Genomic DNA, 17,799 nt, shown 5'->3' on the forward strand with positions numbered 1-17,799 from the left:
ATTACAATAACGATAGAATCAAGTCTAATTTAAACAAAATGAGCCCGATACAATATCGAGCTCATTATTATCAAAATTAATTATAAATTTGTCTAAACTTTTGGGTGCAGTCTATTTGGGGCTTTTTTTATGGAATGTGTTTTGTGTTTTAGGCGATGTTTTCGAGACCGCCCGGAAATGGCCTGTACGCATAATAATGCAAGACTTCTTCGATGGCAACTTTTAAAGCTTCATTTATAGGAAGTATGGTAGTGGCTAATCTACTGTCAATTTGTGAGAGTTGCATGTAGTAATCAGTAAAAACAGGTATGTAGAGTCCTTTGCTGATGGCTTCTTCGGCCGTTTTGTAGTTTTCTTGTTGTCCTTCTTTGATTATTTTGCAAGTAGCTAATCGTAGTTTGCCATATTTGTCTCTACTGGCAGCATACCCAAAAAGCCTGCAAATTAATCCGCGATAGCGATAATTGCTGCAACTTCCCATATTTCTGTCCAGTACAGTAAGTGGTCGGTATAGATGACAATTGCTGTCGGATTTATTGTTTAGCTCGACTAACATTTCCTCGGCTTTCCCGTTTAAAAATAAATACAATGCCCAAGGTAAAAACTCTAGTGGCGTAGCATTGATGTCTGGAGTGGAACAACACTTGCCGCAACCGGTGCGACACTGTAAATGAGTTTCTGATTGGAACACCGTAACTTCATTTTCAAGACGGTCAAATAATTCTTCGACCAATCGAACCTTGTGTTCTATAGACATTAATTTCTTGGTAAGGTAGGCTATTAAAAATCGTTACAGCGATAATACCGTTTTACTTGCGGATTATATTTTGAAACTAATTTACGTTTACGTGTGTGACGTTTAATTTGTATTAATGAGATTGTTTTTTGTGGTATAATGGTTTGTTCTTCTGAATCATTGTTGAGTGGCAAAGTTGGATACATTTGATTAAATATCGTAGAGAGGTTTTTTTTTGTTTTAAAAATCACAAATAGCTATGAATTTCTCATAGCTATTTGTGTTATTTACTCGCTAATGTAGGCACAGTTTGCAAAACTGCACTAACGATTGTCTAATATTAGCGCTATCTGGGTACTTTTGTTTTTTTCTTAATTAGTAATTGTTATAATACCTGTCATTGATGAATGAAACTCACAGATGTAATATAATGTATTTGGTGCATTACTTGGTACCGTAAAAGTTATAATTCCATTTGATGATCCATTGTTGGTTACCCCATCACTGAATGGATTTAGAGTTCCTGTACTTTGAACACTTTTAATTAGAAAAGGATGTCCAGGTGTATTTACAGTGAAAGTATATGTTTTTCCTCTTTGGAATGTTAAATTAGGATTATTACTATTGATTAAACCATTTCCGTTAAAAACATAAGATGTAGCTCCTGAGTTAGTAACATTATAATTTACAGTAGTAGGATTTCCAGTATTAGATCCAATATTTCCTTGAGCGATTATTGTTGCCAAATTGTTAGCACTTTGATGAACATTTATGTATCCATTAAAATTCAATAGTTCCTCATAGGTTATGGGGGTTCCATTATTAAGCTTATTCACGCTAGTCTCACTCTTTCCAGTAGCACCGGTGATATTGGTAAGATCAATTGCTATAGGTCCTCCCTGGGCGGCAGTATTGAGATGGATGTGTGCGGGAGAACTAACTCCTGCAGTTGTTCCAGTTATGGAGATACTTACTAAAGTTTCACCGCTAACCCTTTTTGTGAATTTCGCTGTTCCGCTTATCGCGTTGTTAGAAACCGCGCTTAAAGTATATGTTTTGCTGGTATTAGTAAGTTCATTCTTACCAATATCGCCTTGTGCTATTAATGTTGATATGGCTGTAGCACTTTCATGAACATTTATATAACCATTAAAAATCAAGAGCTCATCATAAGTGATGGCTGCTCCAGTATTGAGTTTATTTACACTAGTTTCACTTTTACCAGAAGATCCATTTACCGGTGTGAGATCTACTACTACACCGCCTGTCTGAGCGACAGTATTGAGGTGAATATGTGCAATAGAACTAACTCCTGGAGTTGTTCCAGTTAGTGCTATACTTACCAAAGTTTTACCGCTTACTCTTTTAGTGAATTTTGCAGTACCACTTATGGCGGTATTAGAAACGGCACTTAGGGGGTACGTTTTGCTAGTACTTGTAAGTTCATTTATACCAATGTCGCCTTGCGCAATCAATGTTTCAAGATCAACTACACTAAGGTGCACATTAACATAACCATCTAAATTTATTAACTGATCATAAGTGATTGGTGAGCCATTATTTAAAGTTTTAACCACCGTTTCACTTTTACCTGTACTTCCATCAACAGCTGATAGGTCGAGTGCAATAGCTCCGCCTTCTGCAGCTGAATTAGCGTGGATATGTGCAGGGTGAGTTCCACCAGCACTAGTGCCGTTTAATTGAACTGTAATCAGAGTAGCATCATCATTTCTTTTGGAAATAGTAACGGTTCCGCTAATGGAAGGGTTCGATTTATTGAACAAAACGAATTGTTTTGATTCCCCGGTGAGTTGTTGCAAAGCCTCGTCATCACTACATCCAGTAAAAAACGTCATACTGGATAAAAGTAAACATGATAAAAAATATAATTTAAAAATTTTTTTCATAATCTTCATTGTTTAAGTTTTAAGTAAAAAAGTTAAACAAAACTAACGAAAATAATTATTTATCACTTGTTAATTTGTGATTTATTTAACATATTTTTTTATTAAACGACCGAAGGGGTCCTTCAAAGCAGAACTATCTACATACCCAAAATTCCAAAAAATGAATCCCTTTTCAGTCTTCTGATGGTTACTTCAAAAGACTTAAATCCGATATATTGTAACTGGTGTATATGCTCAAAGATGAACTTGTTTAACAGCCATCTTCTTTAGCTGTTACAGAAAGCCCGAGGTGTTGTTTTAACAATGAATTTATTCTTGTAGTCGATCCTTATCATCATTGGTTTCTCCCGTTTGTTTATAAGATTGCTCAATTTACGCAGTATTCTCTTTAAAAATAATCTGTAATTATTTTTTCTTCAATTTTTCCTTAAAAAAATCTATGGTTCTTGTCCAAGATAAAGTGGCGGCTTTTTCATCGTATCTGGGAGTCGTATTGTTATGAAAACCATGATTCACACCGTCATAGAAATAAGCAATATGTTCTATTTTGTTCTTTTTAAGGATGGCTTCAAAAGCGGGCCAACCTTCATTTACGCGCGTGTCTAAACTAGCATATTGCGCTAGGATAGGCGTTTTTATTTTTTCGACTTCAGCTGCCGTGGGTTGCCCGCCGTAATACGGAACCGCGGCACACAAATCTGGGATTTTTACCGCCATCATATTGGCAATCCAACCACCAAAACAAAATCCTACTACGCCAATACGTCCATTACAATCTTTGTGGGATTTTAGGTATTCGTAGGCTGCAATGAAGTCTTCGAGCATTTCCTCACGCGTACGTTTTTTTTGTAATTCTCTTCCCGCATCATCATTTCCGGGATAACCGCCCAGAGGCGATAATGCGTCTGGTGCCAAAGTAATGAATCCTTCCACGGCTGCTCTTCGTCCTACATCTTCAATATACGGATTCAGTCCACGGTTTTCATGTACGACGATGATTCCCGGTAATTTCTTTTTGGTTCCTGTGGGTTGGGATAAAAGACCTTTAATTTTTCCTCCGCCTTTAGGAGAATCGTAAGTGATGAATTCTGATTTTAATCGGGGATCACCGGGTTTTATCAAAATAGAATCAATATAATTTGGTGTCATAAAGCTAAGGAGTGACGGTAGTGTTAGCGCTCCTACCGCAAACAGGGATAGTTTCTCGACGAATTGTCTTCGTTCAATTTTGTTATGGGCGTAATCATCGTATAAGTCAAATACTTCCTGACTGATATCTTCTTTGGTTAGTTTTTTCATAGCATTTATTTTGATTCAACTAATTTAGGAAAAAAAAGCAAGTAAAGTCCCAATGAAGGAATTTTACTTGCAGTATACGAATTGATTTACTCCCCTTGATTTTTCTCAAAATTTATCATCCAGTTTACCCCAAATTTATCTGTGAATGTCCCAAAATAGCCACCCCAAAAAGCATCTTCCATAGGCATGATGACTTTTCCACCGGCTGAAAGGGCTTGGAACATTTTATCGGCTTCATCTTTACTTTCGGCATTGATGGAAAGTGAAAAATTATTCCCGTAAATAGTTTTTGCCCCAAAAGATTCGAAACTGTCACTTCCCATTATTGCTGTTTCGTCACTAATGGGCAGAGAAACATGCATTATTTTTTCAGCATCTCCGGGAGGGCAGGTTTTGCCTTCTGACATTGGCATTTCTTTGAATCTTCCAAAATAAGAAAATTCACCACCAAAAACTGATTTGTAAAACAGGAATGCTTCTTCGCAATTCCCATTATAAGTGATATACGTATTAACTGTTACCATGATACTTTTTATTTAAAGGATTGTTTGCTTCTTTATTTTTTTCCAAATTTATAATCGGTATTAATCGTCTTTTGTTGTTAAATACCTTTTGTACCAAACCATTGCTAATTCAGCTACTTCAAGTAATTTTCCGGGTTCTTCAAAAAGATGGGTGGCTCCGGGAATTATTTTCATTTCTTTTACGGATTCTAATTGATCGTAGGCCATTTTATTCATCCCGATAACTGCAACATCAAGACCGCCTACAATCAGTAGAGTGGGAGCGGTTACTTGTGGCAATTCGGTAATGGCTAAATCGGGTCGTCCGCCACGGGAAACGACAGCTTTAATTTTTGTCTTGAAATATGCCGCTGCCCGCAACGCCGATGCAGCTCCCGTGCTGGCCCCAAAATAACCAATTGGTAAATCCGTTGTGCTTTCATAATCCATCAACCATTGCGTAGTTTCGATTAATCGGTCGCTTAATAAATCAATATTGAACCGGTTCTCATACAGTTCATCTTCTTCCTCGGTGAGCAGATCAAAAAGGAATGTGCCGATGTTTTGTTTTTGTATCAACTCGGCTACCATTCTGTTTCGGGAACTGAATCTGCTGCTGCCACTTCCATGAGAAAAAATAACGATTCCTCTTGCGTTTTCAGGAATTATCAAATCTCCTTTCAATGTGACAGATGATAAAGGAATGTCTAAATCTAATTTTTCCATCATTTCAAGTTTTAAATATGAAACTGTATTTTAAAAATGACATTATTCTGTGCTAATAGGAAGTCGCAACAATTCTATCACTTCATTATCTTCTACTTGATTGAATACTTCATAAAATCCGCCTACACCCGTAAAATATTTCGAAGCTATCAGGTAGATAAATTCATCGGTATTTTTCTCAAATACAGGCACGTTCTCATAAGGTATTACGGGTGTAGCCACGATTATTTTTGCCGGATTTTTTTTTCGAAGCATATTTATGCTGGCAAGCAAAGTATTTCCTGTAGCGATGCCGTCATCTACTAAAATTATATTTTTACCTTTGACATCCAGCGGTTTTCTATTGCCCATATAGAGCTCGTATTTATATTTCATTAATTGCCGCAGCCGAATAATTTCACTGTCGATATACTTTCTAGGGATATTTGGATGTTCATCAAGAATCATAGAATCTGATGAGACGGCACCAATCGCAAATTCTTTATTATTGGGGTGTCCTATTTTTTTTGAAAGAACGATATCTAAAGGAAGGTGTAAATTTTTAGCAATTACATATCCCACAGGTACTCCGCCTCTGGGAACGGCAAGTACTATGGTGTTGCTATTCTGGTACTTTTTTAGTTTTTTCGAAAGCAATAAACCCGCCTCAATTCTATCTTTTAAGATCTCGTCAAACATAACTTAAAGTTTTGTGTGAAAGAATAAATCACACATAAAGGTATTGATTTTCAATTAATTACAATTGTGTTTTAAAAATATTTTAGCATTAAAAATAGCAGTTGTGCAAAAAAATATTCTTGAAAAGAAACATTAGTGATAAATAAAAAAAGGAGGGTACAAATGAACGAATAGCGTTATAAAAACAAGTTGGATTAAGGAATGGCATATTCGAAAGGTAAAAGCACTTCTTATTTATAAAGCGTTTTTTTTGCTATTTTTACCTCACAACAAATGAATAGCAATAACTGCAATGAAGAAAATAAATTCAAAAGCTAAGGCAGATACCAATACTGGTTTTGGAGTAAATGCCAATAACTATGGTGGACGTTTTGTGAATAAAAATGGAACGGCTAATGTAGAGAAACGAGGCATGCATCTCTTGCATCGCATTAGTTGGTATCATACCATGATTGATTTGCCAAGATGGAAATTCATGTTGATTCTTTTGTTGTTCTACGTGGGTATGAATTTTCTATTTGCGCTACTGTATTATGCCATTGGAATCGAAAATCTGAACGGGATTGATGCTTCAGGTTCAAATTGGGTTCAATTTGGACAGGCTTATTTTTTTAGTGCGCAAACTTTTACAACCGTGGGATATGGACACATTAGTCCTTCCGGTTTTTTGACCAGTTTATTAGCAGCTGCCGAGGCTTTGATAGGATTGTTGAGTTTTGCGATTGCTACCGGTTTATTTTTTGGACGTTTTAGCAAGCCCACCGCTTTTTTGAAATTTTCTCACAATGCCCTGATTGCTCCTTATGGGGAAATGAAAGGTTTAATGATAAGAATTACACCTTTTAAAAACACTAATTTTACTGATGCTGAAGCCAAAATGACACTCGGTATGAGTGTGGAAGAAAATGGTGCAAAAACAAATAAATTCTATTCTTTAGATTTAGAATTGGAAAGAATAAATGCATTAACCTTAAGCTGGACTTTGGTTCATCCCATAACCGAAAATAGTCCGCTGTATAACTTAACCAAAGAAGATTTTGATAGTATTCATGGAGAAATCCTTGTTTTTATAAAAACCTTTGATGATATGTTTAGTAATACGGTTGCCATTCGTACTTCGTATACTTTTGAGGAAGTTATCTACGGAGCAAAATTTGAACCTATGTACACTCGAAGTACTGATAATTCAAAAACAGTTCTTGATTTAGACAAATTAAATGCTTTTTACAGCGTCACTTTAGACTAATGCAATAGTTTTCAAATTATTTCAAATTTATAATAAAATTTATTTTACATTTGTTTATTAAATTTAGATAAATGATAAACAATATAAAAAGTGTGTTTAGTATAAAAGATCTTGAAAATCTTTCAGGAATCAAAGCACACACTATACGAATCTGGGAGAAAAGATACGATATTCTTCAGCCGATGCGCACTGATACTAACATCCGATTGTACGATTTGGCTAGTTTGCAAAAACTATTAAACATTACTTTGCTACATGACTATGGCTATAAAATTTCAAAAATAGCGACTTATCCACAAGAAAAAATACCCTCTCTTGTACGAGAAATAATTTCGAACAAAACGGCCAAAAGTCATGCTATCAGTGAGTTTAAAATGGCAATGATGAATTTTGACCAAGAATTATTTTTCAATACCTACAATTGGTTGATTGCTGAAAAATCATTCAAGGAAATATTTCATCAAGTCTTTATTCCTTTGATGAATGAACTGGGATTGTTATGGCAATCTGATACCATAACACCTGCTCACGAGCATTTTATCAGTTATTTAATTAAGCAAAAACTACTCATTAATACGGAGAAACTTCAAGTTTTAAAGCAAACAAAAAACGATAAAGTTTTTGTGCTTTCACTGCCAATGAATGAAATTCATGAACTTGGGTTGATGTATTTAAATTATGAAATTCTGTTACTGGGTTACAAAACCATCTATCTGGGTGAAAGTATGCCTATCAGTAATTTGAAAGATTTAAAAAAACATTTTGACTCCATTATTTTTGTTTCTTACCTCACGGTGCAGCCTGAAAGAGATATTTTGGACGAATACATCCAAAAAATGTCAGATGAATTAGTGGATGAAAATACACAGTTGTGGTTTATGGGACGTTTGGTTGAATTTATAAATAAAGAAGACCTTTCAGATAAAATATCAATTTTCAATTCCATTTCTGAATTAGTGGATGAAATTTGATTTTTTGTTTAAACTTTTTGTATATTTGCTAAACAAATGAGAGAGATAAAAAAAATTACAATTATAGGTTCTGGGTTTTCTTCGCTTGCTGCTTCCTGTTATTTAGCGCAAAGCGGGCACGATGTTACCGTTTATGAAAAAAATGCAACAATTGGCGGAAGAGCACGACAATTAAAAATGGAGGGTTTCACGTTTGACATGGGGCCAAGTTGGTACTGGATGCCTGATGTGTTCGATCGTTTTTTTGCTGATTTTGATAAAAAAACTTCTGATTATTACGAGTTAATAAAGTTGTCACCGGCGTATCGTGTGTATTACGGAATCGATGATTTCATTACCATTGCGGATAATTTAACCGATATAATATTTGCTTTTGAAGCGATTGAAAAAGGTAGCGGAAAAATATTAAATGATTTTATGGCTGAGGCCAAAAGCAATTATGACATTGCCATAAAGGATTTAGTATACCGTCCGGGAGTTTCTCCAATGGAGTTAATAACCGTTGAAACGGCTAAAAAAGTAGGACAGTTTTTTAGCAATATAAGTAAAGATGTTCGTAAGAAATTTAAAAATGAAAAGCTGATTCAAATTCTGGAATTTCCAGTTGTGTTTCTTGGTGCAAAACCATCCGATACGCCTTCGTTTTATAGTTTTATGAACTATGCCGATTTTGGTCTTGGAACCTGGCATCCTAAAACAGGAATGTTTGATGTTGTTCGTGCCATGGAAAGTTTAGCAAGAGAATTAGGAGTTACGTTTCACACGAATTCAAATATTGAAAAGATAATTGTTGAGAATAAAACAGCTAAGGCTTTAGTGGTAAATGGCGAAAAAATTGCATCTGATTTGATTTTGAGCGGTGCCGATTACCATCATACCGAAACATTGTTGGATCAGGAACATCGTGCGTATTCTGAGAAATATTGGAACAGCCGTGTTTTTGCTCCGTCATCATTATTGTTTTACGTTGGTTTCAATAAAAAAATAGAGAATATTTCGCATCACGCGTTGTTTTTTGATGTCGATTTTTATCAGCATGCCAAGGATATTTATGATGAACCACAATGGCCAAGTGAACCGTTGTTTTATGCCAATTTTCCATCAGTGACAGATAAAACTGCCGCTCCCGAAGGAATGGAATCTGGCTTTTTCTTAGTGCCTCTGGCTCCGGGAATCAATGATACTGAGGCATTACGAGAAGAATATTTTGAAAAAATAATGGATCGTTTTGAAACGTTAACACAGCAAAGCGTGAAAAATAATATTATATTTAAAAAATCATTTTGCAAAAACGACTTTGTTTCAGAGTACAACTCTTATAAAGGAAATGCATACGGAATGGCGAATACATTATTGCAAACCGCTTTTTTGAGACCTAAATTAAAAAGTAAAAAAGTAAAGAATTTATATTTTACAGGTCAATTGACCGTTCCGGGACCAGGTGTTCCACCAGCATTAATTTCTGGAAAATTAGTGTCAGAATTAATTAATAAGCAATTTTCAGAGCAATAATATGAAGCAATTATTTGATGATGTATCTTTTAAATGTAGCAAGCTAGTTACAAAAAACTATAGCACCTCTTTCTCTATGGCGGTTTACATGTTGTCGCCAAGTATAAGAGATGCCATTTATAGTATATATGGATTTGTGCGTTTTGCCGATGAAATTGTAGATTCATTTCACGGTTTCGATAAAGAAAGTTTAATCACGGAGTTTGAGGATGAGTATTACAAATCAATGGATAGAGGAATAAGCCTGAATCCAATTTTGAATTCTTTTCAGCAAACGGTAAAACAATACAATATCTCGGATGATTTAATTCAAGCTTTCTTGAGAAGTATGAAATTAGATTTAATCAAATCCGATTACAACAGCAAAGCCGAATATGATGAATATATTTATGGTTCCGCAGATGTGGTTGGATTAATGTGTCTTAAGGTTTTTGTTGCCGGTGATAATAATCGATATGAGCAACTAAAAGACGAAGCTATGCGATTGGGTTCTGCTTTCCAGAAAGTTAATTTTTTGAGAGATTTGAAAGATGATAATTTGGTTTTGAACCGAAATTATTTCCCCGGAGTCGATTTGAATTCATTCGATGAAAAAGCTAAAACAGCAATCATCAATGAAATTGAAGAAGATTTTAAAGTCGCCTATCAAGGAATTGTGAAATTGCCAATAGAAGCTAAGTTTGGCGTTTACACTGCATTTGTGTACTACAAAAAACTACTGAAAAAATTAGAAAACACGCCTTGTCATGAAATTGGAAATGCCAGAATTCGAGTTTCTAATTATACTAAAGCGGGTCTTTTGGCGCAATCTTTTGTAACGTATAAATTAAAATTGGTATAAAATAATACCAGTTTTGAAAAGTATATTTTTAATTAAATAAAAAAACAATGATTTCCTTTTTAATCTTTTTGGGTGTTTTCCTTTTCATGGAATGTGTGACCTGGCTTACGCATAAGTACATTATGCACGGTTTGATGTGGTATTTTCATGCCGATCATCACCAACCTAAATACGCCAATGTTTTCGAACGGAATGACATTTTTTTTGTGATTTTTGCCATTCCCAGCATCGTTCTTTTCTACTTTGGCGTGCAAGGCGGAATGAATTATTTGTTTTTCATTGGACTCGGAATCACATTTTACGGATTCTGTTATTTCATGATTCACGACGTCTTAATTCACCAACGATTTAAGTGGTTCAAAAACACTAATAACAAGTATTTAATAGGCTTGCGAAAAGCACACAAAGTGCATCACAAACATTTGGGTAAGGAACACGGCGAGTGTTTCGGAATGTTATTTGTGCCTTTCAAATATTATAAAATCTAACAATTCCATTTGGGCGTGACCCGCTGAAAAAGCGGGTCGGGCTGTACGTTCCCGCTTTTTTATAGGTAGTCTCGTTCAAAAAAACGAGACCACCTATAAAAAGAGCTCCACTGCCATCCCTCACGCACAATTCCGTAAAGTTAAAGAGATTTTTGGATGAAGATTAAAGATTTTTGTCCTGAAGCTTCGGGAGCAGATTTCTTAAAATCCTTATAAGCACGTTTGAAAATCTTAAATCAAGAATCGTTAATCAAAAATCTTAAATATTTTTAGATGAAACTCTATAAAAAAGAAACCGTTCAGCATGTAAATGCAAGTTTAGAAGAATGTTGGGCTTTTTTTTCCAGTCCACGTAATCTTCAGAAAATCACACCAGAAACAATGGGGTTCGAAATCACTGATTTCGATAATAAATCCATGTACGCAGGGCAAATAATACAATACAAAGTGTCACCACTTTTGGGATTGAAATTGCCTTGGGTTACTGAAATTACATTCGTAAAAGAGAATAGTTATTTTATCGACGAACAACGTTTTGGACCGTATGCATTGTGGCATCACAAACATTTTTTTGAAGCTACTGAAAACGGAGTGAAAATGACTGATTTGGTTCATTATGCGCTGCCTTTGGGTTTCATCGGTCGCATTATGAACACACTTATCGTAAAGAATAAATTGAAAGCCATCTTTGATCATAGACGTGTTATGGTAGATCAAATGTTTAATTCAAAATAATGGTGAAACAACAAGTATCTTTTTTTTGGTTCAGACGCGATTTGCGTTTAGAAGATAATATTGGATTATTCCATGCTTTAAAATCCAAATGCCCGGTTATTCCATTGTTTATTTTTGATGATTCCATTTTAGACAGTTTACCAAAAAACGATGCTCGAGTAGGTTTCATTCACGAATCACTTTCGAAAATAAACACGCAATTACAAGAAATAGGAAGTTCTCTTTTGGTAAAAAAAGGAAAAACTATTGACGTTTGGCAATCGCTTATTCAAGAATTTGATGTTAAGGAAGTCTTTTTCAACAAAGATTACGAGCCCTACGCCATACAACGAGATATTGTTATTTGTGAAATTTTGGAAGCTAACAATACCATCACTTATTCTTTTAAAGACCAAGTAATTTTCGAAGAAAAAGAAATCACAAAAGCTGATGGATTGCCTTATAAGGTTTATACTCCTTTTAAAAATAAATGGTTAGAAAAATACAAATCAATGGCTCCGGTTCCAGAATACGATGCCACGGATATGTTTTCTAATTTTCATAAAAATGACTTTGCTTTTCCAACATTGGAACAAATAGGTTTCGAAGAAAGTCCTATAAAAGTAAAGCCGCACAATTTAAAATTCATTGCAAATTATCACGATATAAGGGATTTTCCAGCCTTAGACAAAACTTCTTATCTTTCGCCACATTTGCGTTTTGGAACCGTAAGCGTTAGGAAATTAGTCAATTGGGCATTTCATAAAAATGATGTTTTTTTGAGTGAATTGATTTGGAGAGAATTCTTCATGCAAATCTTATTCAGTTTTCCAAAAGTCGTTACGCAAAACTTCAAATCAGCGTATGATGGGATTCAGTGGCGCAATGATGAAGAGGATTTCAAGCGATGGTGTTCGGGAACAACTGGATATCCAATGGTTGATGCCGGAATGCGTCAGCTCAATGAAACAGGATACATGCACAACAGAGTCCGAATGGTCGTGGCGAGTTTTCTCTGCAAGCATTTATTGATTCAGTGGCAATGGGGTGAGGCTTATTTTGCTCAAAAATTACTGGATTACGAATTGTCTGCCAATGTAGGAAACTGGCAATGGGCAGCAGGAACCGGTTGTGATGCTGCGCCTTATTTCCGTGTTTTCAATCCGGAGATTCAACAAAAAAAATTCGACGAAAAAGGAATCTACATCCGAAAATGGATTCCAGAATTTGATTTAGGATATGGAAAACCTATGGTAGAGCATGCTATGGCTAGAGACAGAGCGATTGCCACCTACAAAGCGGGAATTTTAAAATAAAAGATACAAATTGAACAGATTGATAACCTGTTCAATTTGTATTTCCTTTTTCCAGTAGGTACAGAAAAGGTTATTTGTTTACTATTGAATCAATTTCTTCAGCATCCCTTCGAAAATAAATCCATGAAACGGCAAAACAGAATACCAGTATAATTTTCCCCAAATTCCTCTTGGTCTAAAAGTCGCCGCTTGATACAAAGTATTTCCGATAATTTTAAATTCTAACCAAGCTTCACCTGGTAATTTCATTTCGGCAAATAAGATTAGTTTTCCCTCTTCTTTATTGGCATACAAAACGCGCCAAAAATCTAAGGCATCACCAGAATGTATATCATGACGATTCGTTCTTCCTCTTCGGGAACCCACGCCACCGTATAATTTGTCTATAAAACCTCGTAAATCCCAAAGCCAATCCCCATAATACCAACCCGAATCGCCTCCGATGGACCAGATTCTGCTGATGGTAAAATCGCGGTCAATGATTTCCATTTTACGGCGGTCGATAAAACAATCTTTTTTTGGAACTTTCAAATATTCCGACATATTGCTGCTAAAACGCCCGCTGATTAAGGAATCTTTCCAACTTGAAGCTACTTTGTCTTCGTCTACTTTTATCAAAGCACGGGAAAGCGCTTGTTTGTAAGTCATAGGCGTAACATTCAATAAAGCATTGATTCGGTTATCACTGCAAACCACTTCGACTTTCATACTGCTAACCAGTGCTGATGCGAGTCTATACGATGTTGAGGTTACAAAATACAACCAATACGAGGATAATTTTGGAGTCATTATTGGGACAGTAATAATCCATCGCTTTAGTTTTTTTGCTTCTGCAAAACCCAAAAGCATTTCTTTGTACGTTAAAATATCCGGTCCGCCAATGTCAAAACTCTGATTGTAGGTAAGCGGATTTAATAGAGATTTGGATAAAAAATCAAGAACATCCGGAATTGCAATCGGCTGGCATTTTGTATTGAGCCATTTTGGAGTAATCATAATGGGAAGTTTATTCACTAAATCCCGAATGATTTCAAACGATGCACTTCCGGAACCCACAATAATTCCAGCTCGTAAAGTTGTCGTGGCAAACGTTCCAATATTTAAAATTTCTTCTACTTTTTTTCTCGATGATAAATGTTTGGACAGCGATTTATCATTGACAATGCCGCTCAAATAAATAACTTGTTTTGCTTTGGTTTCATTCAATCGTTGCACAAAATTCAATGCTGACACGCTTTCTAATTCATCAAAATTATTAGCGGATCCTGACATGGAATGAATCAGATAATAAGCGGCATCAATAGCATCTGGAATGGCTGTCAATGTTTCTTGTTTGAGAAAATCGACTTCAATTACGGTAACACTTTTTTGAAATTCTATGGGACAATAAAACCTGTTTTTATCTCTTACACAACAGATTATTTCATGTCCTTGTGCCACCAACAAAGGCAAAAGTCGCTTCCCGATATAACCTGTTGCGCCTGTTAAGAGAATTTTCATGATTTTGTGTTTAAATGATAAAAATTAACTCAGTTTATTAGAAACCAAACTGATAAATTCTTTTCTGGTTTTGTCTTTTTCGAAAGCACCGGTGAAAGACGATGTTGTGGTAACTGAGTTTTGTTTTTGAATGCCTCGCATTTGCATACACATGTGTTGGGCTTCAATCACAACGGCTACGCCCAGTGGATTCAAAGCGTCCTGAATACAGTTTTTAATTTGGTCTGTCAATCGTTCTTGTACTTGCATTCTTCTGGCAAAAGCATCTACGACTCTTGGTATTTTACTTAAACCTACAATTTTACCATTTGGAATATAAGCGACATGTGCTTTTCCAAAAAACGGCAACATATGGTGTTCACACATAGAGTAAACTTCGATGTCCTTTACCACAATCATTTGTTGATGATCTTCGGTAAACATCGCCGATTTTAATATCTCTAATGGATCTAATCCGTAACCATGAGTTAGATACTGCATGGCTTTTGCAACACGTTCCGGTGTTTTTTCAAGACCTTCACGAGTAACATCTTCTCCTAAATTTTCAATTATTACTCTATAATTATCAGCTAAAGCTTCCGTTATTTCAGTATCGTATTGTTCGATTTTTTCGTAACTTTTCATTTCTTTTATCATGGTGTTCTGTGTTTCAATATTAAGTTTGGCTAATTATTTTATTGGATGTTTTTTTTTTTATAAACCATTAAGAGATTAAGAAAAGTTAAGTACTCTTTCTAAATAAACTTAATTCATTAATGGTTTAAAAACTTATTTTCTAGATGATAAATAACAACTTCTTTAGATTTTAAAAGTCACTATTCCGTAATCCATTTCGAATATCTGACCTGAGATTGATTTCGCATTTTCCGAAATCAGGAAGTTTGCCATATTGGCCACTTCTTCCGGTTTCAAATAACCTTTCATCGGGTGGCGTTCCACCATATTTTCTTTCATTCGATCATTTCTTAAAATACCTGCCGAAAGTGATGTTTCGGTAATCGTGGGAGCAATGGCATTGATGCGTACTACCGAAGCCAATTCTGCTCCCAGCGATTTCACTAATCCTTCAATTCCTGCTTTTGCGGTAGCAATACTAGCATGAAACGGCATTCCTAATTTTGCGGCTACGGTGCTAAACAAAACAATCGATGGATTAGTTCCCTTTTTTAAAACAGGTAAATATTTCTGAATGGCTTTTACTGCGCCAATGACATTAATTTCAAAATCATTTCTAAAATCATCGATACTAAGACTTCCGATGGGTTTCAAATTGATGGAGCCCGGACAGTAAATCAAGGTATCAATAGTTTCAATTTCCGGAAGTGCATCCTGCAAAACATCTGCAGAAAAGTGTTTCAGATTGGGATGTGTGATATCTGGAGCATTTCTGCTGATGTTGTACACCATGTTTGTCTCTAATTGTTGCAACAAAATGGCACTGCCAATTCCCTTACTACCACCTATGATTACTATGTTTTTCATTTTTTATTTATGTTGTTATTTTAACAGATTACTGTTCACTGAATACTAATTTTTATCGCTTAGAAATCTTGTTGTTGTTAATTTGTCTTTGCATCGTACATTTAAAACGCCCTTCTCGAAAATCCCTCAATTTTTCATGTTTTGTTTTGCGGCCTTGCACTCTTTCGCGCCACATTCTAAAACTCGAAGGTTTCATTTCGGTACGCATCAGGTCGATTACTTCTTGTTCTTTTAATCCAAATTGCATTAAAATCGCATCAAAAGTGGTTCGGTCTTCCCAAGCCATTTCTATGATTCGGTCTTTGTCTAAATCGGTAAGTTCTTTTTTTACAGTCACGATATTTTATTTATTTGAAATTGCTATTGTTTTTGAGATTGCTATTGAAAAATTATTCACTGTCGCCAATATCGGCCATGGTGTGTAATTTTAATATGCGTGAACTTTCCTCTTTTACCAATGTATTTTTCTTCATTTTCCATAAAAAATCACTGGCAAATTTCCTCGTTCGTTCCATATTTACAATTGGTTTCGGATAGCTGATGCCTATTTCGAAATCATTAAATTTCTGGTCTAAATAGGTCATTTTATACGGTTCATGTATAAATCCTCGTGGCAAATTGCGTAATTCCGGCACCCATTTTTTTATAAATTCACCATCAGGATCGTGTTCGTAACTGTTCTTTATTGGATTATATATACGTAACATATTGATTCCGGTTTCACCAGCCTGCATTTGCAACTGCGGAAAATGAATTCCGGGTTCAAAATCCAAAAACATTTGTGATAAATGTTGTGTGGCTTCTTGCCAAGGCTGCCATAGATTATGTGTAAAAAACGATACTAACATGGCACGCATTCTAAAGTTCAAATAACCGGTTTCATTCAAGCAGCGCATGGAAGCATCGATTAACGGAAATCCTGTTTTTCCTGTTTTCCAAGCTTCAATATAATTTTCATTGACTTTCTTTTTCAACGAATGAAATCCTTTGTTAACACTTTCAAACTCCATAATTTCTTCCATCTCAAATTTTTGAATGAAATGTGCCTGCCACGTCAGTCTGGAGATAAAAGAATCAATTTGTTTTTTATGGCTGCACGTCAATCTGAACGTAGCTGCTTTTTGCAAAACTTGTCTGGATGATAGATTTCCCCAAGCAATGTATGGGGATAATCTGCTGCAACTTTTTCGAGCCAATAAAGGTTTCGAGATATGCGAACTATAATTGTGATAGCGCTCGTCAAAGAAGTTTTGTAAATATTTGCCAGCCATTGTACTGCCGCCTTTTTGAAAAATAGTATCCGGAACAGTTTCTAAATTTGTCTTTTCTAATGCTTTTTCGAGTTCGGTTATTGCTTCTGTATCGAGGAAATTTTCTGCTTTCGAATCAAAAATAAATTGGGGTTCATTCATGTATTTTTCCCACTTTGAAACCCAGTTTGTTCTGTTTCTTAACGCTCTAAAAATGCCGTTATTGGTGTTTTCAACCCAATTTATTTGATTGTTTTTACAAAAACGTTTGAAGGTTTTGTCTCTTTCATAAGTGATTTTTAATCCCGTTTCCTGATGCGAAAAAACCGTGTCTATTTTATAGATTTCTTGCAGGGTATTGAAAACGGGAAGCACTTCAGAAGACACCGCTAAAACATGTGTATTGGATTGTTCCAGTTGTTTGTTGATATCTACAAGCGATTGTTTGATGAAATTCCAATGTCTCGGGCTGTAATGCGAATCATTTTCTAAAGATTTTTCGAATACATAAAGCAACAAAGTAGGAGTGTTAGTTTTTAGGGCATTAAAAATAGCTTCGTTATCCTGTAAACGAAGGTCTCTTTTAAACCAAACCACATTGATATGTTTCTTGTTTGTATTCATTTAATT

18 protein-coding genes are annotated in these 17,799 nt (G+C 35.4%); 7 read left to right on the top strand and 11 right to left on the bottom strand.

Annotation, left to right across the window (positions count from 1 at the left end; all coding sequences use genetic code 11):
• Positions 1-148: 148 nt before the first annotated feature.
• The 6 genes from QLS31_RS11820 to QLS31_RS11845 form a co-directional block, all read right to left on the bottom strand.
• On the bottom strand, positions 149-757 hold the full coding sequence (locus QLS31_RS11820) for a YkgJ family cysteine cluster protein (protein ID WP_282711421.1): 609 nt from the start codon (positions 755-757) through the stop codon (positions 149-151).
• Positions 758-1,107: 350 nt separating this feature from the next.
• Positions 1,108-2,643, bottom strand: coding sequence for a CHRD domain-containing protein (locus tag QLS31_RS11825; RefSeq protein WP_282744031.1), 1,536 nt, complete (start codon positions 2,641-2,643; stop codon positions 1,108-1,110).
• A 405-nt stretch (positions 2,644-3,048) separates the two neighbouring features.
• The gene (locus QLS31_RS11830; RefSeq protein WP_282744032.1) at positions 3,049-3,942 is read right to left on the bottom strand and encodes a dienelactone hydrolase family protein; all 894 of its coding nucleotides are present in this window, start codon (positions 3,940-3,942) and stop codon (positions 3,049-3,051) included.
• Positions 3,943-4,028: 86 nt separating this feature from the next.
• Positions 4,029-4,466: a VOC family protein gene (locus QLS31_RS11835; protein ID WP_282744033.1), complete on the bottom strand. Its 438-nt coding sequence runs from the start codon at positions 4,464-4,466 to the stop codon at positions 4,029-4,031.
• A 60-nt stretch (positions 4,467-4,526) separates the two neighbouring features.
• Positions 4,527-5,171, bottom strand: coding sequence for a dienelactone hydrolase family protein (locus tag QLS31_RS11840; protein ID WP_282744034.1), 645 nt, complete (start codon positions 5,169-5,171; stop codon positions 4,527-4,529).
• 42 nt (positions 5,172-5,213) lie between these two features.
• A complete protein-coding gene (locus QLS31_RS11845) occupies positions 5,214-5,849 on the bottom strand; it encodes a phosphoribosyltransferase family protein (protein ID WP_282744035.1) in 636 nt (211 codons plus the stop codon).
• Between the two features lie 283 nt (positions 5,850-6,132).
• On the opposite strand from QLS31_RS11845, the gene QLS31_RS11850 reads away from it, so the two are divergent.
• From QLS31_RS11850 to QLS31_RS11880, 7 genes are all read left to right on the top strand, one after another.
• Positions 6,133-7,095, top strand: a complete 963-nt coding sequence (locus tag QLS31_RS11850) for an ion channel (RefSeq protein WP_282744070.1) — start codon at positions 6,133-6,135, stop codon at positions 7,093-7,095.
• Between the two features lie 71 nt (positions 7,096-7,166).
• Entirely contained in the window at positions 7,167-8,066 is a 900-nt protein-coding gene (locus QLS31_RS11855; protein ID WP_282744036.1) for a MerR family transcriptional regulator, read from the top strand.
• A gap of 36 nt (positions 8,067-8,102) precedes the next feature.
• Positions 8,103-9,578 carry a phytoene desaturase family protein gene (gene crtI, locus QLS31_RS11860; protein WP_282744037.1) on the top strand — a complete coding sequence of 492 codons (1,476 nt, stop codon included), beginning with the start codon at positions 8,103-8,105 and terminating at the stop codon, positions 9,576-9,578.
• A 1-nt stretch (position 9,579) separates the two neighbouring features.
• Complete coding sequence (locus QLS31_RS11865; protein ID WP_099716076.1) at positions 9,580-10,419, top strand: phytoene/squalene synthase family protein; 840 nt, start codon at positions 9,580-9,582, stop codon at positions 10,417-10,419.
• Between the two features lie 47 nt (positions 10,420-10,466).
• Positions 10,467-10,907, top strand: coding sequence for a sterol desaturase family protein (locus QLS31_RS11870; protein WP_282729854.1), 441 nt, complete (start codon positions 10,467-10,469; stop codon positions 10,905-10,907).
• Positions 10,908-11,180: 273 nt separating this feature from the next.
• Positions 11,181-11,642, top strand: a complete 462-nt coding sequence (locus tag QLS31_RS11875) for an SRPBCC family protein (RefSeq protein ID WP_282744038.1) — start codon at positions 11,181-11,183, stop codon at positions 11,640-11,642.
• On the top strand, positions 11,642-12,937 hold the full coding sequence (locus QLS31_RS11880; RefSeq protein WP_282744039.1) for a deoxyribodipyrimidine photo-lyase: 1,296 nt from the start codon (positions 11,642-11,644) through the stop codon (positions 12,935-12,937). The genes QLS31_RS11875 and QLS31_RS11880 overlap by 1 nt, the downstream gene beginning before the upstream one ends.
• 81 nt (positions 12,938-13,018) lie before the next feature.
• On the opposite strand, the gene QLS31_RS11885 is transcribed toward QLS31_RS11880, so the two are convergent.
• From QLS31_RS11885 to QLS31_RS11905, 5 genes are all read right to left on the bottom strand, one after another.
• Positions 13,019-14,437 (bottom strand): SDR family oxidoreductase, encoded by a 1,419-nt coding sequence (locus tag QLS31_RS11885; protein WP_282744040.1) that lies wholly within the window; start codon positions 14,435-14,437, stop codon positions 13,019-13,021.
• 24 nt (positions 14,438-14,461) lie between these two features.
• Positions 14,462-15,073 carry a GTP cyclohydrolase I FolE gene (gene folE, locus QLS31_RS11890; protein WP_233550004.1) on the bottom strand — a complete coding sequence of 204 codons (612 nt, stop codon included), beginning with the start codon at positions 15,071-15,073 and terminating at the stop codon, positions 14,462-14,464.
• Between the two features lie 162 nt (positions 15,074-15,235).
• Positions 15,236-15,919 carry an SDR family oxidoreductase gene (locus QLS31_RS11895; RefSeq protein ID WP_099716071.1) on the bottom strand — a complete coding sequence of 228 codons (684 nt, stop codon included), beginning with the start codon at positions 15,917-15,919 and terminating at the stop codon, positions 15,236-15,238.
• A gap of 52 nt (positions 15,920-15,971) precedes the next feature.
• Complete coding sequence (locus QLS31_RS11900; RefSeq protein WP_255409053.1) at positions 15,972-16,256, bottom strand: TIGR03643 family protein; 285 nt, start codon at positions 16,254-16,256, stop codon at positions 15,972-15,974.
• Positions 16,257-16,308: 52 nt separating this feature from the next.
• Positions 16,309-17,793 (bottom strand): FAD-binding domain-containing protein, encoded by a 1,485-nt coding sequence (locus QLS31_RS11905; protein ID WP_282744041.1) that lies wholly within the window; start codon positions 17,791-17,793, stop codon positions 16,309-16,311.
• Positions 17,794-17,799 lie beyond the last annotated feature (6 nt).

Source organism: Flavobacterium sp. XS2P24 (genome assembly GCF_030010285.1).
In the GTDB taxonomy this organism is placed as follows: Bacteria; Bacteroidota; Bacteroidia; order Flavobacteriales; family Flavobacteriaceae; genus Flavobacterium; species Flavobacterium algoritolerans.